Below are 20,886 nucleotides of genomic sequence, written 5' to 3' on the forward strand. Positions count from 1 at the left end.
TCATGTTGCGAGGATTCACCACCATCACCTACTTCGCCGACGACCTCACCGCCGCCCGCGAGTGGTACGCCGAGGTGCTCGGCATCCAGCCCTACTTCGCCCGGGACGTCGACGGCGTGCCCGCCTACGTCGAGTTCCGGATCGGCGACTACCAGCACGAACTGGGCATCGTGAACCGCCGGTTCGCCGAGCCCGCGCCGCGGGAGCCCGGCGGCGCGATCGCGTACTGGGCCGTGGACGACGTGCACGCGGCGTTCGAACGGCTGCTGGCGCTGGGCGCGACGGTGTACCGCGAGCCGATCGAGCGGGGTCCGGGATTCGTCACCGCGTCCGTGGTCGACCCGTTCGGCAACGTCCTCGGTGTCATGTTCAACCAGCACTACCTCGACGTGCTGGGGGCGTGACGTGGACACCTTCGGCGCACCGGACGCCGTCCACTGGCGGGCGTGGCTGGCGGAGAACGCCGGATCCGCCAGGGAGGTCTGGCTGGTGCTGCACCACAAGGACAGCCCCACCCCGAGCGTCCGCTACGCCGAGGCGGTCGAGCAGGCGCTGTGCTTCGGCTGGATCGACGGCCACCACCGCGGCAACGACGAGCACTCGTCCCGCCTGCGCTTCACCCCGCGGACACCGCGCAGCACGTGGAGCCGGGTCAACCGGGAGCGGGCCGAGCGGATGATCGCGGCCGGGCTCATGACACCGGCCGGGCAGGCCGTGATCGACTCGGCGAAGGCGTCGGGGACGTGGAACCCGGTGCCCGACCCGGACACCGTGCCGGACGACCTCCGCACGGCCCTCGAAGGCTGCGCGCCGGCCCGCGACCACTTCGCCGCGTTCCCGCCGTCGACCAAGCGGCTGATCGTGGCGTGGGTGGTCGGGGCGAAGAAGGCCGAGACGCGCGAGCGGCGCATCGCGCGGACCGTGGAACTGGCCGCGACCGGCGTGCGCGCCCGCTGACTTTGCCGCCCGCGCACCACCCTTGTCCGCCGCCGCACGGGGTCCCCCGCCGACGTTCCGCCCGAGGCCCGGGAGACAGCAGACTCCCGGTGGACCCGGGGAAAGGACCGCGATGACGACGCTGTCGGACACCACCAGCTGGCTGCCCTTGGACGGCCTGGCGCCCGGCTTCGACCAGAACAAGGCACCGGTGGTCGGTGACCTGGACGGGCGGACCTTCGACCTGGGCGGACGGCGGGTGCGGTTCGCGGGCGGCGAGGTCGAGTGGGACGGCGGGACGCACCCGTGCGAGACGTTCCTGGTGGACGACGGGCTGTACTACAGCCAGTTCCACACGGGGGCGCGGGAGGCGTTCTCCCTGTTCCTCGACCTGCGTTCGGACAGCTCCCTCCTGGTGACCACGACGATCAACGGCAGCGGGACACCGCGGGTCACCCAGGAGTTCACGGCGTCCGGCGGCCCGGCCCCGAGCCGTTCGCTGATCGGGCGGCGGGCGATGTGGGTCTACAGCGCGGACCACGCCTACGAGCACATCTACCTGAGCCCGCACTGGTACACGTGGCAGTGCCTGGCGGGCCCGGAGAAGGGGCTGGCCGACACCGACGAGAACACCACGTACGAACTGCGGCCGGGGATCTACGTGTTCGCGTGGCGGGAGAAGGTCATCCCGTGCGCGGCGGTGACCGTGGCCGACCACCGGGACGTCACGCGGCTGCGGTCGCACGGGGCGTTGTTCGGACTGGACGAAACGGGCACGACGCCCACGCACTTCACCTTCGGCGCCCACGGCCGCCTGCTGAGCGTGCAACCCGCTCTAGGGGGTGTCGTGGGCAAGCAGGAGAGTGCGTAACAGGCCCGCCAGGGCCTCGCGCTCGACCGGTGACAGCGGGGCGAGGAGGGTTTCCTCGTTGGCGACGTGGCCGACCAGGACGGCGTCCACCACCTCGCGGCCGGCGTCGGTCAGGCGGACGCGCACCAGGCGGCGGTCCGAGGGCGACTGGGCGCGGCGCACGAAGCCCCTGGCCTCCAGGCGGTCGATCCGGTTGGTGATCGCGCCGGAGGTCACCATCGCGGACTTGAGCAGCGCGCCGGCGGTGAGCTCGTACGGGGCGCCCGCCCGGCGCAGGCTGGCCAGGACGTCGAACTCCCACCGCTCCAGGTCGTGGGTGGCGAAGTAGTCCTTCAGGCGGCGCTCGAACACCCGCGCCAGCCGCAGCACGCGGCCGACCACGTGCATCGGGGACACGTCCACGTCGGGGCGCTCGTCCCGCCACTGGTCGGTCAGCTCGTCGACGGCGTCCCGCTCGGCTCCCACGACGTCCCTCCCCCTGCGTGGCCGTCGAGCAGCCTAGCGAACGCCGGGTTCCTCGCCGTCCGACTCCGACCAGGGCGGCACTTCCTCCGCGAGCTCGCGGTAGTGGTCGACCTCCTGCGGGGTCGGGTCCACGCCCACCTCCTCGGCGAACTCCTCCGGGTCCTCGGGGTGCGACTCGGGGTGCGGCTCGCTCATCGCAACCACCTCCGGCCGAGGGGTGCCCTCGGCCACAAGGCGGAAACGTCCTCGCCGGTCGTGCCGTGGGCGGTCGCGTTACGTGAATGAACTCACTGATCAACGAGGTTTGAAGCCGAGAACCGACGCATACCGTGTACGCCGTTCGCAGGGCACGTCGAGGCCCCGAGGATCGTACATCAGGGAGCTTCGAGATGTTCCGCGCGTTGCGCGGCCGCAACTACCGCCTGTGGGCCGTGGCCGACCTCGTGTCGGTCACCGGCACGTGGATGCAGTTGATCGGCCTCAACTGGGTTGTCATGGAGCGCACCGGCTCCGCCGCGTCGGTCGGCCTGTCCGTGCTCGCGGGCACGCTGCCGTCGGTGCTGCTGGGGCCGTGGGCGGGCGCGCTGGCCGACCGGTTGCCGGTGAAGAGGATCATCCTGGCGTGCCAGTCGCTGCACGCCCTGATCGCCGCCGTGCTGGCGTTCGCGGTGTGGCGGGAGGCCCCGGTCCCGGTGCTGTTCGCGTTGACCGCGACCGCCGGGCTGGTGTCGGTGTTCGACGGCCCGGCGCTGGGCCGGTTCGGGGCACAGGTCGTCTCCCGCGAGGACCTCGGCAACGCCCTGGCGCTCGGCTCGGTGCTCAGCTCGACCGGCCGCATCCTCGGCATGAGCAGCGCCGCCGTCCTGGCCGCGGCGCTGGGGACGCCCGCGCTGTTCCTGATCAACGCGGTGAGCTTCCTCGCCGTGGTGGTCGCCGTGCTGTCGATGCGCACCCGCGAACTGCACGTGTTGGCCGCCAGCCCGCGCGAGCAGGCCGGGGTGCGGGCCGGGTTGCGGTACATCGGCGCGTCCGGGCGGCTGGTGCTGCTGTTCGCGCTGGGCTTCGTGCTGTCCAGCCTGGGCCGCAACTACCAGGTGACGATGGCCGCGATGAGCGACAGCGCCACCCACTACGGCCTGCTGTCCACGGTGTTCGCCATCGGCACCGTGGTGGGCGGCTTGGCGGCGTCGGCGTGCCGGAAGTTGACCCTGCGACTGCTGCTGGTGGCGGCGGGCGTGACGAGCGTGTTCCAGGCGATCGGCGGCGTGATGCCCGGGACCTGGGGTTTCGCTCTGGTGCTGCTGCCCATCGCGGCCGGGGCGGTGATCATCGACACGACCATGAGCACCCGGCTGCAACTGGACACGGCGGACGGGATGCGCGGCCGACTGCTCGCGGTGAACCACGCCGTGGGCGCGGCGGCGGGCGCGGTCGGCGCACCTCTGCTGGGCTGGCTGTGCGAGCACCTGGGCGCCCCGGAAACGCTGGTACTGGCCGGAACCCTCACCCTCATCGCGACCGCCTTCGCCGCCACCGTCTTCGCCGCACCGGCACACCGGCGGGCAGCCCTGGCCCACCGAGTCCTCCGCCGCCCGCTCCCAGCCGCTCCCCCGCCGGGACATGCACACGGCAGCACTCGGCCGAGCACTGTGGTGGCGGCGGCGCAACGGCACCGGCGGCAGGCGCGAGTCGGGGTTCGGCGGGTGCGGGAACGCGCGGTGGTCGGCCGGCGCTAACAAGCGCGGCGCGGCCTCCGGTGGCGCGGCCTCCGGTGGCACGGCCTTCCGGTGGGGTGGCCTCCGGCCCCCGGAACGATCATCCCACGAGCCACCGACATTTCGGCGCGCGCAAGCTGAGAACCGAGAACCGCACCGCGCCCGCCCCAGGTCGAACGGGAGCGGGCGCGGTGTGCGGCTCGGCTTGCATGGTGACGCCTCCGGGTGACGCCTACGGGGTGACGCCGAACTGCTTGGCCAGGTCCGTCAGCATGGCGTTGGCGCCCTGGAGGCTGACCGCCGTGAACCAGGTGGCGTCGTTGACGTCCACGACCTTGCCCTTGAGGGTGCCCCACAGCGGGTTCGTCTGGAACTTCTCCTTGGGGTCCTCGGCGTTCTTCGTCTCGTCCTGGTAGGCCGCCACGAAGATCATGTCCGCGTCCAGCTTGGTGATGTCCTCCTGGCTGAGGTTCACCGAGATCTTGTCCTTGACGTCCGGCTGACCGTCCGGACGGGACAGACCGGCGTCGGCCATCACGATGCCGGGGTAGGAGGCGCTGCTGTAGAGGCGGACGGTCGGCTCGCCCTCCACGAAGCGGACCACCGAGACCTTGGCGTCCTTGCCCAGCTTGGACTTGATCTCGTCGCCGATGCGCTTGGCGCGCTTCTCGTAGTCGCCGATCTTCTGCTCGGCCAGGCTCTCCTTGCCGAGGGCCTTGGCGAGCAGCCGGATGTTGTCCTTCCAGCTCGCGCCGGTGGTCTGGCTGAAGACCGTGGGCGCGACCTTGGTGAACTGGTCGTAGAACTTCTCGTGGCGGACCTTCGCGGAGACGATCAGGTCCGGCTTGATGTCGTAGAGCTTCTCGACGTCCGGGTTCTCCAGCGGGCCGACCTGCTGGGCGCCCTCGCCGTACTTGCGGTCGTCGCCGAGGTAGTCGGGCAGCTGGTCGTAGTTGCGGTACTTCGTGTACGCGACGACCTTCGCCTCCAGGGCCAGGGCCGCGTCCACGTAGCTGGAGTCCAGCGCCGCGACGGTCTGCGGCTGGGCCTGCAGGGTCGCGGTGCCCATCACGTGCTCGATGGAGCGCGGGTAGCCCGGCGCTTGGCTGGTGCTGGTCTCCGGCGAGGCTTTGTCGCTCGCCGTGCACGCCGTCAGGGCCAGCAGTGCGGCGGTGGTGGCCAGGGCGGCTCGCCACGGTGTCGTCATGTGGGCACTCTCTCTACGCTTAGGCTTACCTAACGGACCTTAAGATGACGTCCGTCCGAAGTGGAAGTCCGAGTTGTCCAGATGACAGGGGGAACCGGTGTGACGGTGGTGGCCAGGGCCGGTCTTTCCGGTCGCCGGCGGCGCCGGGTCCTCGGGTTGGCCGTGCTGGCGGTGCTGCTCGTGGCCGTGTGCGCTGCGAGTATCACGTTCGGTGCGCGCGCGATTCCGGTTGGTGCGGTGTGGGATGCGCTGGTCCGTCCGAACGGGACGGAGACCGACATCATCGTGTGGTCGCTGCGCGTGCCGCGCACGGTGGTGGGTGTGCTGGCCGGACTCGCGCTGGGCGCGGCCGGGGCGTTGATGCAGGGGCACACGCGCAACCCGTTGGCCGACCCGGGTCTGCTGGGGGTCACCCAGGGTGCCGCGTTCGGTGTGGTGTTCGCGGTGGTCGTGCTCGGCGTGGACCGGCTCTACGGGTTCATCTGGTTCGGTTTCGCCGGCGCGATGGTCGCGAGCGTCGCGGTGTTCCTGTTGGGCGCGGTGGGCGGGCGCAGGGCGACGCCGGTCACGTTGGCGCTGGCCGGGGCCGCGGTGAGCGCGTTGCTGTACGGGCTGATCGCCGCCGTGGTGCTGGGCAACGAGCAGGGCATGGAGATCTACCGGTTCTGGCGGGTCGGGTCCATCGCCGGGCGGGACTTCGCTGTGGTGGGGCAGATCCTGCCGTTCCTGGTCGCCGGGCTGCTGCTGGCCTTGGTCAACACACCGGGCATGAACACGCTGGCGCTGGGTGAGGACGTGGCCACCGCGTTGGGTCAGCGGGTCGCGCGGACACGGGTGCTGGGCGTGGTGGCGATCACGTTGCTGGGGGGGTCGGCGGTGGCGGCGTGCGGGCCGATCGCGTTCCTGGGGTTGGTCGTGCCGCACTTGGCGCGTGCGGTGACGGGGCCGGACTACCGGTGGTTGGTGCCGTTCTCGGCGTTGCTGGGGGCGGTGTTGTTGCTGGCCGCCGACGTCCTCGGGCGGGTGCTGACCGGGGACAGCTTCGAGGTGGGGATCCTGCTGGCGATCATCGGCGCGCCGGTGTTCATCGTCCTGGTGCGGCGGAAGGGACTGGCCCGGATATGAAGGTGGTGGCGGTCGGGCCGGCTCGCTTCCGGGTCCGGCCCCGGGTCGTCGGTGTCGCCGTGGGGGCATTCGCCCTGTTGGTCCTGGTGTCCGCGGTCAACATCGGGATGGGTTCCTCGCACATCGGCGTGCTGGACGTGCTGGAGACGTTGCTGGGTGGTGGCACCGCGCGCGAGCGCGGGATCATCTTCGACCTGCGGCTGCCCCGGACGTTGACGGGTGTGCTGGTCGGCGCGGCGCTGGGGTTGTCCGGCGCGTTGTTCCAGTCGTTGGCGCGGAACCCGTTGGCCAGCCCCGACGTGCTGGGGATCACGTGGGGCGCCGGGGCCGCGACCGTTGCCGTGATCGTCGTCGGCGGGTACCGGGGGCAGGTCAGCGGCGCGGTCGGCGCGGTCGGGATGCCGGTCGCCGGTTTGGTCGGCGGGCTCGTCGCCGGGGTGCTGCTCTACGCGTTGTCCTGGCGGCGCGGGATCGACGGGTACCGGATGGTGCTGATCGGCATCGGGTTGTCGGCCATCGGGTACAACACCGTGTACTGGCTGCTGACCATCGGCGACGTCAACGACGCGGCGCGGGCCGTGACGTGGATCGTGGGCAGCCTGTCCGACGCTTCCTGGGCGGCGGTCGGCCCGGTGCTGCTGGCGCTGGTGACGCTGGTGCCGGTAACCCTGGTGCTCGGACACACCATCGGCGGCTTGCAGTTCGGCGACGAGACCGCGCGCGGACTCGGGATCCGGGTGGACGCGGCGCGCGGGACGTTGCTGCTGCTGGGCGCTGGACTGGCGGCCGTGGCGACGTCGGCGGCCGGCCCGATCACGTTCGTCGCCTTGGCCACGCCCCAGATCGCACTGCGCCTGACCCGTTCCCCGCAGCCACCGTTGGTCGGGTCGATGGTGATCGGCGCGCTGCTGACCGTGTCGGCGGACTTGCTGACCCGGCTGGTGATCCCTGATTTGCCCGTGGGCGTGCTGACGGCGATCCTCGGCGCGCCTTACCTGATCTTCCTGTTCGTCCGGAGCCGCCGGGAGGCGCGAGCGTGAACGTTCGTCTGAGGGCCGAGTCGCTGCGGCTGGGGTACGGCGAGAACGTCGTCGTCGACGGTCTGGACCTGGACGTCCTGGACGGCACGGTGACCGCGATCATCGGCCCGAACGGGTGCGGGAAGTCGACGCTGCTGCGGGCGTTGGCGCGTTTGCTGAGGCCGTCATCGGGCGCGGTGTTGTTGGACGGCAAGGAGATCGACCGGTTGCCGACGCGCGATGTCGCAAGGGTCGTCGGCCTACTCCCCCAGTCGCCGGTAGCTCCCGAGGGGTTGACCGTGTCGGACCTGGTCGCACGCGGCCGGCACCCGCACCAGCGCTGGTACCGGCAGTGGTCGTCGGCCGACGAGGAGGCGATCGGTCGGGCGCTGGAGCTGACGGGGATGGCGGAGCTCGCGGACCGACAGGTGGACCACCTGTCCGGGGGTCAGCGGCAGCGGGCGTGGATCTCGATGACGTTGGCGCAGGAGACGGACCTGTTGCTGCTGGACGAGCCGATCACCTATCTGGACCTGGCCCACCAGATCGATGTGCTGGACCTCGTGCACCGGTTGCACCGGGAGCGCGGGACGACGGTGGTGATGGTCCTGCACGACCTCAACTTGGCAGCGCGGTACGCCGATACGTTGGTGGCCATGCAAGGTGGGCGGATCTTGGCGCACGGCGCGCCGGGCGAGGTGTTGACGGAGGCGATGTTGGAGGAGGTCTTCGGGTTGTCGGCGAAGGTCATCCCGGACCCTGTCTCGGACACACCCTTGGTGATCCCGATCAGCGCCCACTTGCAGTAGCACCCGCGCCGCAGGCGCACGCCCGAAGGGCGCCACGCTTTCGCCATGCTGCCAAGCCCACGGGAAGGGCCTCGGTTTCTTTCCCCGTCCGGCCTGGGCGCAGCCCAACCGCGCTTGGCCCGTTTGTGCAACCAGCTTTTCCGGTTGCTCAAACGGGCCAAGTGTGGTTGCCTCCGGCAGGCCGGACGGGGAAAGAAACCGACGCCCTTCCCACCCCGGGGGCCTGCCGCGCGGCGAGCGCCGCTTTTATCTTTCGAGCGCTTCGCGCGTTCAAGCTTGTGGGCGCGGAGCGCCTCTCAAGAGCGCGAAGCGCGTCCCGTTCGAAGATCTTGAAGATCTTGAAATCGTGAAGAGAGAAAAGAAAAAAGAGAAAAGCGCCTCGCCGGCGGGCAGGCCGCCAAGGATGGACGGAAGGGCAAGGGCGGGGGCTTTTCCGTCATCCCCGTATGGCCTGGTGGAACCTACCACAGATTTCCCCGGGTGCCGCTAAAATTTTTTGCTCGTCCCTCACAAAAAATTTCGGCTGCACCCGGGGAAATCTGTGGTAGCCCTTCGGGCAGGCCATACGGGGATGACGGAAAAGCCCGGAGTGCGGTTTGCTGCGCTAGCTAACGGGCGCCCTGCGGGCGCGAAAAGCGCGCCCTGCGGGCGCGAAGAGCGTTGGGGGGCGTCGGGGGGCGGGCGGGCTAGATGGCTACGGCGCAGTTGTCGGAGCTGTTGGTGCCCATGACGCTGACGATTCCGCGTCGTCCGTCGCCGAAGAACCTGGTGAACAAGCCCGCCGGACGGCCCCCGAAGAGTAGTGGCCCCAGGACCGGTGCTACCTGGGTCGGGTAGGGCTCGTCGGTGTCGTCGGCGATCATCGACAAGGTGCAGGTTTGGGGCTCCACGTACTTCTGCACGACGCTGGTGGCCGTGGTGGCTGCCCTGTGGATGGCGGCTTCCCAGTCCTCCTCCGACGTCTCGTGGCCGAGGATGACCTGTTTGCCGCTCATCCCCAGGCCCTCCTTGAGGACCAAGGTGTCCTTGTGTTCCACGGCGAAGGGGACCAGGTCTACGTTTCGGTCCCCCCAAGTGGTCTTGCGGTCGGACAGGACACGGGTCCACGGGAGGTAGCGGGCTACCAGGGCTTGCTCGGCGGCGGTCATCCAAGGGCGGCCTTCGGAGAGCAGGCCCATGGTGAGTTTGCTGGACAAGAAAGTCGACGTCTGGGTGCCTACGAGGAGGCAGCCTTGGTCCAGGGCCGTCTGGACGGGTGTGGTGTCGATGCCCAGTTCCTGCCAGTCGGGGATGGTGAAGTTGCGCAGTCCCAACGGGTAGCGGAGGTGGGGTGGGCAGTCCCAGGCCTCGTGGAGGTCTTCCGGCTCGAAGAACCTCGCGGTGAGGCCGTGGGCGGTGAAGTAGTCGACCTCTATGTCGAAGTAGCGCGTTGAGGTGACGCCCTGGTCTCGGGTGCTGCCCACGATGGCTATGCGTGGCTTGACGCCCAACTCCTGGCTCAGGTGGCGGAACATGTCCGCGCGGGTGGCGAAAGGGCTTGTGGTGTCGAAGGGGACCCGGCCGCCGTCGTCGGAGTACAGGGTGCGCCAGACCTCCAGGCGGCAGTGGGTTTCGACCGGGCCGCCCAAGGCGCCGCTGACGTTGAACTCCAGGAACTGGGGGCCGTCGGGACCGATGACGATGTCGGGGCGGGTCACGCAGTCCGCGTAGCGCTCCTCCAGGAACTGGTCGGGCAGGAAGAGCTGGTGCTCGGACTCGGGCATCCGGTACGCGGCCAGGCGGTCGGCGGTGGTGGGGGCGGATTCCAGGGCCGTGCGGCGGATCAGGTCCAGGAGGGCGGCCGTCGCGCGGAAGAGTTCGGCGTACGACGCGCGCGGGATGGCGATGGGGGCCGCCGGGAGGAAGGGTTGGTACGGCCAGCCGGTGTCGCGGATGCCGGTCCGGAGGAGGTCGCGGATGGTGTCGGCGGGGGCCGCGGGCGGGAGGTGGTGGGTGCCGAACCAAGGGTGGGTGGTGGTCACGTGTTCCCCCGAATCGGTCCGTCCACTGTGGCAGGCAACGACTGTACGGTTTCCGGATACCGCTCGGGAAGGAGCGCGCGATGAGCCTGCGCCGCGTCGGGGACAACGAGTTCGTCGAGGAGCACGGCGGTGACTACGAGGACTTCGAGCCGGGCATGGTGATCCGGCACTGGCCCGGCCGCACGATCTCCGAGACCGACAACACCTGGCTGACCCTGCTCACCATGAACCAGCACCCGCTGCACTTCGACACCCACTACGGGGCGCGAGCGGAGTACGGGCGGGTGCTGGTCAACAGCGGGATCACGTTGTGCCTGGTCGGCGGCATGACCGTGCAGGCGCTGTCCGCGCGGGCGGTGGCCAACCTCGGGTGGGACCGGGTTCGGTTGAAGGAACCGGTCTTCGTCGGCGACACGCTCTACGCGACCAGCCGCGTCCTGGCCAAGCGGTTGTCGAAGTCCCGGCCGGGCAACGGGATCGTCACCGTCGAGACCACGGGGACGAAGTCGACCGGCGAGACGGTGATCGTGTTCGAACGTTCGTTCATGGTCCGGTGTCGAGGCTGAACAGGGCTGCCGCGGCGGCGGTGTCCTCGATGGGCATACCGACGCTGCGGAACACCGAAGTGCTGCCGGGTGGACGGCCGGTGATGGTGCCGATCTCGTGGAGGTCCGCGGGGGTGAGGTTCGCCGCCCGGACCTCGCCGGCGTCGGCCAGGGCTGCTTCCTTCTGCTCCACCACGACGAAAGCCTTGCGGAGCAGGGCCGGGTCGAGTTCCACGGCGTTCTCGTGGGTGCCGCCGATGACGTTGACGTGTGCGCCTTCGGCGATCCAGGAGGCGTCGAGGAGGGGTGTGGCGGAGTCGGTGGATGTCGCGGTGCAGACGATCGGTGCGTCTTTGACCGCGTTCTTCGCGTTGTCGTCCACCACGACTTCACAGCCGAAGGTCTCCCGGGCCCAGCCGGCGAAGGCTTCCGGGCGGGTGCGGGAGTGGACGCGGATCGTGGTGATCGGGCGGACCGTGGAGATGGCCTCCACCACAGCGCGGGCTTGGACGCCGGCGCCGATGAGCGCCAGTTCGGTGGCGTCTTCGGGCGCGCACAGGCGAGTGGCGAGGGCGGCGGTGGCGCCGGTGCGGAGGGCGGTGAGGTCGGCGCCGTCGTACTGGGCGACGATGCGGCCGGTGTCCAGGTCCACCAGGACGACCACGCCGTGGATCAGGGGCAGGCCGCGAGAGGGGTTCTCCGGGGTGATGGTGGTGATCTTGACGGTGGCCACGCCGCGCCGCTCCCACACCGCCGTGCCGCTCAGGAGTTGGCGGTGCGGGCCGTGTTCGACGACGGTGCGGGGCGGCGAGAGGGTGCGGCCGGCGGACAGGTCGGCGAACGCTTCGGCGAGCGCGTCGACGGTCCGTGCGTACTTCTCGGTCACCGCGCGGCCTCCCGCAGGTCCGCCACCACGTCCACGATGAGGTCCTCCTGACCGGCGATCGCCTGCCGCCGTCCCAGCTCGAAGAACACGTCCCGCGGGTCCACGCCGGCCCGCGCGGACGCCTCCAGCACCGGGTGCCGGAACCCCGAGAACACCCCGGCCAGACCGCTGACGATGCTCAGCGACCCCGTGGTCGGCGGCGCGGGCATCAGCTCCCGCTCGGCGAACTCGGCCGCGTCCAGCAGCGCGTACAGGTCGATGCCGGTCGCGAACCCGGTGCGCTCCAGGACCGGCACCAGCACCTCCAACTGCGTGTTGCCCGCGCCCGCGCCGAAACCCCGCGCGCAGCCGTCGATGATGCTCGCGCCGGCCTCGGCGGCGGCCACCGAGTTCGCCACGGCCATGCCGAGGTTGTTGTGGCCGTGGAAGATCACCGGCACGTCCACCGCGGCGGCGATGGCCCCGATGCGCTCGCCGACGTCACGCGGCAGGAAGTGGCCCGCCGAGTCCATGATCCCCACGCCCCGCGCGCCGTACCCGACGACGGCCGCCGCGTGCTCGGCCAGTTCGGCGGGCGAGGCCATGTGGCTCATCATCAGCACGCAGTGCGCCTCCACGCCCTCGCCGGCCAGGAACTCCAGGTGGCGTTCGGCCAGTGAGGTCTCCGTGCAGTGCACGCCGATGCGGACCACGTCCGCGCCGTGCGCGAGGGCCTTGCGCAGGTCGTCGGACGTGCCCCAGCCGGGCAGCATGAAGACCGCCATCCGGCTGTGCCGCAACGCTTCCCGCACGGTCGAGAGCATCACGTCGTCGCTCACGGCGGCCCGGCCGACCTGGAGCGAGGACGCCCCGAGCCCGTTGCCGTGCCCGACCTCGACCACCGGCACGCCCGCCGCGTCGGCCGCCTCCGCGTACCCGCGCAAGGCCGACGCGCTCAGCTGGTGCTTCACGGCGTGCTGGCCGTCCCGCAGGGTCGGGTCGTGGATCGTCACCGGTCTCATCCGCCCACCCCCACCGCGCGCCGGGCCGCGTGCTGCTCGGCGACCAGGACGGCGGCCGAGTTGATGATGTCGAGGTTCCCGGCGTACCGGGGCAGCACGTCGCTGTCCGCCGCGACCTCCAGCGACACCACCACCCGGTCGCCGCGCACCTCGCACGCCAGGACCCGGTAGCCCGGCGCGAAGGCCCGCACCCGTTCGGCGGCCTCGGCGACCACCGCGCGGACCTCGTCGGCCGGCGCGTCCGGGACGACGGCGTGGACGGCGGTGCGGAACGTGGCGGGCGGGACGGCCGGGCTGATGTTGAGGATCGCCTTGGTGTCCCGCACGCCGGAGAACGCGGTGAGCGCGGCCTGGGTGGTGGCCACGTACTCGTCCAGGTTGAGCCGGGTCGCCCGACCCGCGATGCGACTCGCGACCGTGGACACGACCTCGAGGTAGGACACCGGGAACCGGCCCGCGAGCGCGTGCGCGACCGGGATCGACGCCTGACCGCCGCAGCTGATCAGGCTGACGTCCCGGGCGGTCGGTTCGACCCCGGTGACCGTGGGGACGACCATGTCGCCGACGCGGCTGGGCGTGAGGTCCACCAGCAGGGTGTCGACGTCCTTGAGCCGCTGCCAGTGCTCGTGGTGGGCCAGGGCGTTCGTGGCGTCGAAGACGATCGGGAACGGCCCGGCGGCGAGGACGGCGTCGATGCCGCCGGCCGAGGTCGGGTAGCCCAGCCGGGCGGCGTGCCGCAGGCCCTCGGAGTCGGGGTTGCGGCCGGCCACCAGGGCGCACGCCAGGATCGGGGACCGGTGGACCTTGCTCACCAGGTCACGGCCGATGGCCCCGGTCCCGATCACCGCCACGCGCGTCATCGCGCACCCCCGAAGCGGGCGGTCCAGGCGTCGCCGGCGGCCACGGTGTCGCGAGCCAGTCGAGCGAAGGGTGGGCCGATCATGCTGCCGTCCAGCACCGCGATCCCACCGCCGGCCGCGTGAACCGCCTCCGTCACGCGCCGGGCGTGCGCCAAGCGTTCGGGATCGGGTCGGAGAGCGGCGTTGATCGCGGGCAACTCGGTCGGGTGCACGGTCGCCTTGCCGTGGAAGCCGAGTTCGCGGATGCGTTCGATCTCGTCTGCCAGCACGTCTGGCTCGGCAAGGCGGAAGTTGGCGGTGTCGATGCACGCCGTGCCGTGCCGGGCGCACGCCAGCGCCATCGCCTGCCGGGCCGACAACATGCCCGCCCACGTGATCTCGACGCCCAGCGTGGCGGCGAGGTCGGCGGACCCCAGCACCAGCCCGTCGGCGGCCTCGGCGATGGCGTCGACGACCGAGATGGCCGCAGGCGTCTCCACGGTCACGTAGATCTCGGGCCGCACGCCCGCCGATGCCAGCATGCCCCGCAACAGAGCCACTTCCACCGCCGAGTCGACCATCGTCATCATGACGATCCCCGGCGGGGTCGACGCTTCGGTGAGCATGACGACGTCCCGGACGGCCTCGATCGTGCTCAAAGTGTTGATCCGCACCGCGATGTTGCGCGGCTCGGGCGCTTTCTCCAGCGCTGCCAGGCAGATCGCGCGGGCAGAGGGCTTGTCGGGGACGGGCACGCCGTCCTCCAGGTCGATCAGGTGCACGTCGGCGTCGTAGGACCACGCCTTCACGACCCGGTCCAGCGACAACGCCGGCGTGTACAGGATGCTGCGCGGAGTCGCTCTCATGCCGCCGTCGCCTCCCCCAGCACCGCGCACAACGCCCGGATCTGCTCCTCGGTCTGGCCCGCGCGCAGCATCACCCGCAACCCGGCCGTGCCGCGCGCGACGATCGGGAAGAACACCGGCGAGACGTAGAACCCGGCCTCGAACACCTTCCGCCCCGCCGCCACCACGGTCTCGTCGCTCACCGGCACGACCCGGATGGGGTAGGTGGACCCGGCCTGCTCGGAGGTCACCAGCGAGTCGAACAGCTCGATGTTGGCGTACAGGCGCTTCTGCAACAGGCCCAGCTCGGGCGTGCGGTGGATCTCCGCCGAGGCCAGGGAAGCGCCCACGGCGGCGGTGTTCATCGGCTGCGAGTAGCTCAACGCGCCCGCGAACCGCTCCACGATCCGCAGCACCTGCTTGGGGTAGCCGTCCAGCATGATCGCCGCGCCGCTGGTGCCGAACGCCTTGTTCAGCGTGGCCACGGTGATCGTGCGCTCGTCCAGCACCGGGCAGTGCGTGCGGACGTAGCCGATGCCGCGCTCCCCGTACGCCGAGATGGAGTGCGAGTCGTCGTAGTACACCAGCAGGCCGTACTTCTCCTGCAACTCGGCCAGTTCGAGCACGGGCGCGTACCCGCCGAGGCTGTCCGAGCCGTCCACGACGTAGCAGACCCGCCGGTACTGCTTGCACATGTCTTCGAGGAAGCCGACGTCGTGGTGGTCGCACGAGACGACCTCGGTCTCGTCCGCGCACGACGGCTTCGCGCCGGCCATCGACACGTGGCAGTTCTTGTCGAACACCATCAGCGGCCGGACCCCGTTGCCCAGGTGGCCCGAGGCGATCAGCGGCAGCAGGCCCGCGCTGGCCACGCCCGCCGAGATCGCGCTGACCACGTCCGCCCCGAACAGCTCCCCCAGTGACGCCTCCAGCTCCAGCAGGGCCGGGATCTGCACCCGGCTGCGCGGGATGCAGTGGTCCAGCACGCCGAAGCGGCGCAGCGCGGCGATCGCGCCCTCGATCACCGCCGGGTGCGAGTCGAGGTCGAGGTAGGAGCAGCAGGTGAAGTTGACGAACTCGTGCCCCTCGGCGGTGCGCAGGACACCGTCCTCCAGTTCGGCGACGATCCCGGCCAGGCCGTTCTGCTCGGACATGTCCCAGAACGCGTTGCCGACGCCGATGGCCTTGTCGTTGTTGCGGTAGCGGTGGGTGGGGGCGATGTCCCTCATCGGGCGGCCTCGGCGGGCTGGTAGTTGTAGACGCCCTTGAGCTTGCGGTAGATCGCCGTGTAGAGGGCGACGCCCAGCACGTACGGGCGGCGGAAGATCTTGGGGTCGCGCAGCCAGAAGTTCATGTTGATGTTCATGTCCTCCAACGACTCCGCCTGGTGCCACCACCCCAGCGGCAGGTACAGCATCTGGCCGGGTTCCAGCACCAGTTCGCGGCGCTGGGCGAGCTTGGCGACCAGCTTGGGGAAGCGGCGGGCGTCCACGTCGTCGAAGTCGAACGCCTGCGACTTGTCGCCGAAGCCGCGCCGGATCGAGCGCGGGTAGTACTCGAACGAGCCGGGCGGGGCCAGCACGAACCGCTTGCGGCCCTCCAGCGCGATGTTGAAGTTCTCCAGCTCGTCGAAGTGGCTCTGGGTGAACACGCCCTTGTGGCTGATCCACAGGTTGGCGGCGTTGAGGGAGCGCTGGTAGTCGAACAGCTTCGCCGCGTCGAAGCCCAGGATCGCGTTGACGTCCCGCGGGCTGTTGCGGATGTTGGAGACGATCCGGTTCCACGTGCCGGGGTCGTTGAGGTAGCGCTCGTCCTCGAAGAACTCGCGCAGCTCGATCTCGCGGGTGGTCCACCGCTCGGAGTTCTTCTTGTCGCTGGGCTCGGTGAACAGGGTGACGCGCATGTTCCCCAGGCGCTCGGCGACCCCCTCGCGGCCCAGGCCCTGCACGCTGTCCGGCAGCGTGACCACCACCGGCACGTCGGCGCGGATCAGCGCTTCGCGACCGAACGCGGTGAACTCCTCGAACGACAGGTGGGGGACCGGTAAGCCCCCGTCGCGTGCTGTGCTCATCGCTGCGCTCCTCACTGTGCGGTCCTGCACTGGGCTGTCGCTGTCGTGTCCGGTTGCCGCGGGCGCAGCGCCGCCCGCCCGGCGACGCCGACCGCCAGGGCCAGCACCCCGCCGCCGACCGCCACCCACGCCGAGCGCTGGAAGCCCGCGTCTGCCAACTGCCCGCCCACGGCCGTGCCCGACGCGATGCCCAACGCGCCCGCGCTGGTCAGCCACGAGAACCCCTCCGACAGGGATCCCCTGGGCGCCAACGACTCCAGCAGCGTGCTGCCGGTGATCAGCGCGGGGGCGATGGCGATCCCCGCGACCACGGCGAGAAAGCCCATGACCAACGGGGAACCGGCGAACGCCAAGGGGATCGCGCCCAGCGCCAGCACGCCGGTCGTGACCCACAACAGCCTGTCCGGCGGCAGTGTCGCGTCCACTGCGCCGAAGATCGCGCCCGCGACCAGGCTGCCGACCGCCGTCAGGGACAGGAACACCCCGCCCAGCGCGGGCACCGACCACTCGCGGGCGAACGCGACCATGGTGACGTCCACCGCGCCGAGCAGGAAACCCATGCCCGCGTAGGAGACCATCAGCACCCGCACGCCGGGGACGCCGATCGCGCGCGGCGGCCGTTCGGCGGTCGGCGCGGGCGCGGGCTCGGACCTGCGGTGCAGGGCGAGCGCCACCGACCCCGTCGTGGTCAGCACCGCGCACGCGACAAGTCCGGCCGCCGGGTGCACGGCCGCGGACAGGGCGGTGACCAGCAACGGGCCGAGCAGGAAGATCGTCTCGTCCAGGACCGACTCCAGCGCGAACGCGGTGCGCAGCAGGCCGTGGTCCACCAGCGCGGTCCACCGCGCCCGCACGAACGACGTGAACGACACCGACGCGCACCCGGTGGCCGCGGCGGCGGTGACCAGCAGCCACAGCGGGGCGTCGAGCAGGATCGCGACCAGCAGCACCGCGATCGCCACCGCGTGCGCCGCGCACGCCGTGAGCAGCACCCGCCGCTGACCGACCCGGTCGGCGAGCCGACCCAGCGCCGGGCTCGCCACGCCCTGCGCGAGCACCATCGCCGCCGCCACCACGCCCGCGTCACCCAGCGTCCCGGTGACGGCGGGGATCAGCAGCAGGCAACTCAGCGGGCGCATCGCGATGGGGAACCGGCCGACCATCCCCCAGAATCCGAGCGCGACCGCCCCGGGTCCCCGCAGCAAACGTGAATAGGCGCCGAACCCGGAATTGGCCCGCGACACCACTCCCCCTTTTCCCCGGACGCCGGACGACGCTTTTCCGCACCTCTTCGAGCTGCCTGCCCCATCCCTTCCGCCCAGGTAGCGGCTCGCCATGTTATGCAGGTCACACTGCGCTGTCAACGCCCGCAAAGGCATGCCTACGGGCGTCCGAACAGCACCCTACGAATGGTTTCACCCGATTGTCGGAATACCTTTTCCGGAGGCGTTGATCATTCCCGGCACCGATTTCGCCCGGCGCGCCGGAGGCACGGTGAGTCCCGGATTACTCACGCTCGGTAGCATGGCGCCGGGGCTAAGGGGGGCGGGATGCACGGGCTCGGCGAGTTGGAGAGTGCGGTCATGGACGTGCTGTGGAGCGCGTCCGGGACGGCGATGAAGGTGCGCGAGGTGCTCGACCGGCTGGACCGGCCGCTCGCGTACACCACGGTGATGACCGTGCTGGACAACCTGCACCGCAAGGGGTGGGTCCAGCGCGAGTTGGACGGCAAGGCCTACCGCTACGAACCGGCGATCGGCCGGGCGGAGGCGGCGGCGAACGCGGTGCGCGAGGTGCTGTCCACCTCCGGCGACCCCGAGGGCGTGCTGCTGCACTTCGCGCGGTCGGCGTCGGAGTGGGAGACGGAGTTGCTGCGCAAGGCCTTGCCGCGCAAGCGCCGCAAGTGACTCAGCTCAGGACGGCGAACCAGGTCGCCGCGATACCGCTGAGGAACACCAGCATCACGGCCGGGACGGCACCGCTCACACCGGCGAGCGTGGCCGCGAACGCGAGCACCGCCACCGCGCCCGCCACCCAGGACCCGGTCACCAGGATGCGGCGGGGTTTCGCGGCGAGGGCGTGCGCGGACCCGACGGCCATCGCCCACAGGCCCAGGCCGAAGGCGAGGGTGAGCAGGCGCGGCGGACCCCAGACCGTGCCGAGGACGACCACGGCGGCCGCCGCGCCCGCGAACGCGACGAACCCGTAGGTGGCCCGGCGGGCGGCCCGGGTGAGCAGGTGGCGGTCCCGCGTGGCCAGCAGGACCAGGTTCATCAGCGGGTCCAGCGTCCAGCTCAGCAGCACCAGCGCCACCACGAGCACCAGCAGCACGGCCGCCCAGGTCTCGCCCTCGAACGGCCGCAGTAGGCGGGTGAGGAGGAACGGGAGCAGCACGAAGCCCCAGCGCAGCGCCTTGGGCTGGGCGTTGAGCCACAGGCTCGTCCGCAGCAGCAGGCCGTAGAGCGGGTTGCGGGACTTGAGGGCGTAGGACAGGCCCTCGCGGATGCCCGTGTCGGTGGGGTCGAGCCGCATCGCGGTGCGGTGCGCCCGCACGGCCGAACGCCCGCCGCCGCGCCGCAGCGCGAGCAAGCCGCGGATCCGGTGCGCGTCGAGGTGCTGCGGGTCGAGCCGCAAGGCGTCGTGCACGGCCGCGTCCGCCTCGTCCAGGCGGCGCAGTTCGTAAAGGGCGGCGGCTTCGGCCGTGGCGGCGTCGGCGTCGTCGGGGGCCAGGGCACGGGCTCGGCGGGCACTGGCGAGTGCGTCGTCGTTGCGGTGCTGGGCGAGGAGGACGTGCGCCTCCTGCACGTGCAGGCCGGCGGCCCCCGGTGCCAGCGCCAGCCCGCTGCGGACGGCGGCGAGGGCGGCGGCGTGCTCGCCGAGGCCGGCCAGGGCCGCCGCGAGCGTCGAGTGCGCCACGACGTGTTCGGGTGCGGCGGCCAGTGCGGTGCGGCTGGCGTCCCGCGCCTCCGGGTACTTCTCCTGCCGGAGCAGCGCGCGGGCGAGCAGCGTGTGCACCACGGGGTCGCCGGGGTCGGCCGCGAGCGCGGTCCGGAACAACGCCTCGGCCTCGCGCGCCCGCCCCAGGTCCAGCAGCACCCGTCCGCGCTGGACCGCGACGTCCGTCTCGCCCGCCATCTCCTCGCCCCCTGCTCGACTCGAATCCGCAGGTCACCCGGGATCCGAGCGGGTACCCTACGCCGCGTGACGGACGACCCGGTGATCCAGGCCCTGCTCGGCGCGCTGACCGCGGAGCCCGACAACCACGCGGTCCGCGCCCACGTCGCCCGGCTGCTGCTCGACGCCGGCCGTCCCGACGAGGCCCTGGACCAGGCGACGACCGTCCTGGCCGCCGTTCCCGACCACGTGGACGCCTTGCGCGTCGCTTCCGCCGCCGCGCGGGCCGTGGGTGACGACGCCAAGGCCGTCTCGTACGGGCGGCTGGCCGACGCCCTGAGCCCTCCCCCGGCCAGTGCGCCTCCGGCCCCGATCCGGGCTTCGGCGGTGCCGGACACCGCGGACGAGATCCTCCAGCAGTGGGCGGACGAGGAGGCCGTGACCGAGCCGCCCGTGGGTCCGACCGGCGTGACGCTGGCCGACATCGGCGGCTTGGCGGAGGTCAAGAAGCGCCTGGAGCTGTCCTTCCTCGCGCCGCTGCGCAACCCGGAGCTGAGCCTGCGCTTCGGCAAGTCCCTGCGCGGCGGTCTGCTGCTGTGGGGGCCGCCGGGCTGCGGGAAGACGTTGATCGCGCGGGCACTGGCCGGTGAGCTGGGCGCGAACTTCTACGAGATCGGCCTGAACGACGTCCTGGACATGTGGATCGGCAGCAGCGAACGCAACCTCCACGCCATCTTCGACACCGCCCGCCGCAACCGCCCGTGCGTGCTGTTCTTCGACGAGATGGACGCCTTGGGCCAGAAGCGCTCGAACCTGCGCGGCGGCGGGTCGTCCCTGCGTGGGGTGGTGAACCAGATGCTGGCCGAGCTGGACGGGGCGAGCACGAACAACGAGGGCGTCTTCGTGCTGGCCGCCAGCAACCACCCGTGGGACATCGACACGGCGTTGCTGCGGCCGGGGCGGTTCGACCGGAGCGTCCTGGTGCTGCCGCCGGACGCCGAGGCCCGGGAGGCGATCCTGCGGTTCCACCTGCGCGGGCGGCCGACCGAGCGGCTCGACCTGGGCAAGATCGCCAAGGCGACGGACGGGATGTCCGGGGCGGACCTGGCGCTGATCTGCGAGCAGGCGACGGAGAACGCGCTGGACGAGACCATGGCGTCGGGCCGGCACTCGCCCATCACGCAACGGCACCTGCAGGAGGCGGCGCGGTCGGTGCGGCCGAGCATCGGCGAGTGGATGGAGACGGCCCGCAACTACGCGCTGTACGGGAACGACGCCGGCGCCTACGACGAGCTGGCGGCCTACCTGAAGAAGCGCCGCCGCTGACGGGGTGGGGCCGGTGGACCACGCCGAGCGCGACCGGTCGGAGTGGACGTGCCCGGTGACGACCACCACCGCTCGGGTGGTGGTCGTCGGT

General features: G+C 71.2%; 22 protein-coding genes. 10 read left to right on the forward strand and 12 right to left on the reverse strand.

The window, feature by feature from the left end; translation table 11 throughout:
• Positions 1-2 precede the first annotated feature (2 nt).
• The 3 genes from DFJ66_RS11020 (at position 3) to DFJ66_RS11030 (ending at position 1,807) form a co-directional block, all read left to right on the forward strand.
• Entirely contained in the window at positions 3-404 is a 402-nt protein-coding gene (locus DFJ66_RS11020) for a VOC family protein (RefSeq protein ID WP_121220453.1), read from the forward strand.
• A gap of 1 nt (position 405) precedes the next feature.
• Positions 406-957: a YdeI/OmpD-associated family protein gene (locus DFJ66_RS11025; protein ID WP_121220455.1), complete on the forward strand. Its 552-nt coding sequence runs from the start codon at positions 406-408 to the stop codon at positions 955-957.
• 112 nt (positions 958-1,069) lie between these two features.
• On the forward strand, positions 1,070-1,807 hold the full coding sequence (locus tag DFJ66_RS11030) for a MoaF C-terminal domain-containing protein (RefSeq protein ID WP_121220457.1): 738 nt from the start codon (positions 1,070-1,072) through the stop codon (positions 1,805-1,807).
• Here DFJ66_RS11030 and DFJ66_RS11035 read toward each other — a convergent pair.
• Complete coding sequence (locus tag DFJ66_RS11035; RefSeq protein ID WP_246029693.1) at positions 1,772-2,272, reverse strand: MarR family winged helix-turn-helix transcriptional regulator; 501 nt, start codon at positions 2,270-2,272, stop codon at positions 1,772-1,774. The two genes, DFJ66_RS11030 and DFJ66_RS11035, sit on opposite strands and share 36 nt — an antisense overlap.
• A 33-nt stretch (positions 2,273-2,305) precedes the next feature.
• On the reverse strand, positions 2,306-2,467 hold the full coding sequence (locus DFJ66_RS42605) for a hypothetical protein (protein ID WP_170199268.1): 162 nt from the start codon (positions 2,465-2,467) through the stop codon (positions 2,306-2,308).
• 194 nt (positions 2,468-2,661) lie between these two features.
• Here DFJ66_RS42605 and DFJ66_RS11040 point away from each other — a divergent pair, with 194 nt between their 5' ends.
• A complete protein-coding gene (locus DFJ66_RS11040) occupies positions 2,662-4,008 on the forward strand; it encodes an MFS transporter (protein WP_121220459.1) in 1,347 nt (448 codons plus the stop codon).
• Between the two features lie 211 nt (positions 4,009-4,219).
• On the opposite strand, the gene DFJ66_RS11045 is transcribed toward DFJ66_RS11040, so the two are convergent.
• A complete protein-coding gene (locus DFJ66_RS11045) occupies positions 4,220-5,194 on the reverse strand; it encodes an ABC transporter substrate-binding protein (RefSeq protein WP_121220460.1) in 975 nt (324 codons plus the stop codon).
• 81 nt (positions 5,195-5,275) lie between these two features.
• Between DFJ66_RS11045 and DFJ66_RS11050 the strand changes: the two genes are divergently transcribed.
• From DFJ66_RS11050 to DFJ66_RS11060, 3 genes are read left to right on the forward strand one after another with little or no spacing between them, the layout of a single operon-like run.
• Complete coding sequence (locus DFJ66_RS11050) at positions 5,276-6,319, forward strand: FecCD family ABC transporter permease (protein ID WP_211351072.1); 1,044 nt, start codon at positions 5,276-5,278, stop codon at positions 6,317-6,319.
• Entirely contained in the window at positions 6,316-7,359 is a 1,044-nt protein-coding gene (locus DFJ66_RS11055; RefSeq protein WP_121220464.1) for a FecCD family ABC transporter permease, read from the forward strand. The genes DFJ66_RS11050 and DFJ66_RS11055 overlap by 4 nt, the downstream gene beginning before the upstream one ends.
• Positions 7,356-8,147, forward strand: a complete 792-nt coding sequence (locus tag DFJ66_RS11060) for an ABC transporter ATP-binding protein (RefSeq protein ID WP_121220466.1) — start codon at positions 7,356-7,358, stop codon at positions 8,145-8,147. The genes DFJ66_RS11055 and DFJ66_RS11060 overlap by 4 nt, the downstream gene beginning before the upstream one ends.
• A 686-nt stretch (positions 8,148-8,833) precedes the next feature.
• On the opposite strand, the gene DFJ66_RS11065 is transcribed toward DFJ66_RS11060, so the two are convergent.
• Positions 8,834-10,168, reverse strand: coding sequence for a hypothetical protein (locus DFJ66_RS11065; protein ID WP_121220468.1), 1,335 nt, complete (start codon positions 10,166-10,168; stop codon positions 8,834-8,836).
• A gap of 80 nt (positions 10,169-10,248) precedes the next feature.
• On the opposite strand from DFJ66_RS11065, the gene DFJ66_RS11070 reads away from it, so the two are divergent.
• Complete coding sequence (locus tag DFJ66_RS11070; RefSeq protein ID WP_121220469.1) at positions 10,249-10,734, forward strand: MaoC family dehydratase; 486 nt, start codon at positions 10,249-10,251, stop codon at positions 10,732-10,734.
• Here the strand turns inward: DFJ66_RS11070 and DFJ66_RS11075 are convergent.
• Genes DFJ66_RS11075 through DFJ66_RS11105 form a run of 7 tightly spaced genes read right to left on the reverse strand, consistent with a single transcriptional unit; the run spans position 10,712 to position 17,494 of the window.
• Positions 10,712-11,599, reverse strand: coding sequence for an ornithine cyclodeaminase family protein (locus DFJ66_RS11075; RefSeq protein WP_121220471.1), 888 nt, complete (start codon positions 11,597-11,599; stop codon positions 10,712-10,714). The two genes, DFJ66_RS11070 and DFJ66_RS11075, sit on opposite strands and share 23 nt — an antisense overlap.
• A complete protein-coding gene (gene dmpG / locus DFJ66_RS11080) occupies positions 11,596-12,600 on the reverse strand; it encodes a 4-hydroxy-2-oxovalerate aldolase (protein ID WP_121220473.1) in 1,005 nt (334 codons plus the stop codon). The genes DFJ66_RS11075 and dmpG overlap by 4 nt, the downstream gene beginning before the upstream one ends.
• Positions 12,597-13,460, reverse strand: coding sequence for an acetaldehyde dehydrogenase (acetylating) (locus DFJ66_RS11085; protein WP_121220475.1), 864 nt, complete (start codon positions 13,458-13,460; stop codon positions 12,597-12,599). Before DFJ66_RS11085 ends, dmpG begins: the two co-directional genes overlap by 4 nt.
• Positions 13,457-14,305, reverse strand: coding sequence for an HpcH/HpaI aldolase/citrate lyase family protein (locus tag DFJ66_RS11090; protein WP_121231017.1), 849 nt, complete (start codon positions 14,303-14,305; stop codon positions 13,457-13,459). Before DFJ66_RS11090 ends, DFJ66_RS11085 begins: the two co-directional genes overlap by 4 nt.
• Entirely contained in the window at positions 14,302-15,513 is a 1,212-nt protein-coding gene (locus DFJ66_RS11095; protein ID WP_121220477.1) for an 8-amino-7-oxononanoate synthase family protein, read from the reverse strand. Before DFJ66_RS11095 ends, DFJ66_RS11090 begins: the two co-directional genes overlap by 4 nt.
• A complete protein-coding gene (locus DFJ66_RS11100; protein ID WP_121220479.1) occupies positions 15,510-16,355 on the reverse strand; it encodes a cupin-like domain-containing protein in 846 nt (281 codons plus the stop codon). The genes DFJ66_RS11095 and DFJ66_RS11100 overlap by 4 nt, the downstream gene beginning before the upstream one ends.
• Before the next feature lie 11 nt (positions 16,356-16,366).
• On the reverse strand, positions 16,367-17,494 hold the full coding sequence (locus tag DFJ66_RS11105) for an MFS transporter (RefSeq protein ID WP_170199270.1): 1,128 nt from the start codon (positions 17,492-17,494) through the stop codon (positions 16,367-16,369).
• Between the two features lie 411 nt (positions 17,495-17,905).
• Here DFJ66_RS11105 and DFJ66_RS11110 point away from each other — a divergent pair, with 411 nt between their 5' ends.
• A complete protein-coding gene (locus DFJ66_RS11110; protein WP_121220481.1) occupies positions 17,906-18,262 on the forward strand; it encodes a BlaI/MecI/CopY family transcriptional regulator in 357 nt (118 codons plus the stop codon).
• 1 nt (position 18,263) lies between these two features.
• Here DFJ66_RS11110 and DFJ66_RS11115 read toward each other — a convergent pair whose 3' ends face one another.
• Entirely contained in the window at positions 18,264-19,490 is a 1,227-nt protein-coding gene (locus DFJ66_RS11115; protein WP_121220483.1) for a tetratricopeptide repeat protein, read from the reverse strand.
• A 66-nt stretch (positions 19,491-19,556) separates the two neighbouring features.
• On the opposite strand from DFJ66_RS11115, the gene DFJ66_RS11120 reads away from it, so the two are divergent.
• Complete coding sequence (locus DFJ66_RS11120) at positions 19,557-20,795, forward strand: AAA family ATPase (protein WP_121220485.1); 1,239 nt, start codon at positions 19,557-19,559, stop codon at positions 20,793-20,795.
• The last annotated feature ends 91 nt before the right edge of the window (positions 20,796-20,886 follow it).

It is taken from the genome of Saccharothrix variisporea, assembly GCF_003634995.1.
Lineage (GTDB): Bacteria > Actinomycetota > Actinomycetes > Mycobacteriales > Pseudonocardiaceae > Actinosynnema > Actinosynnema variisporeum.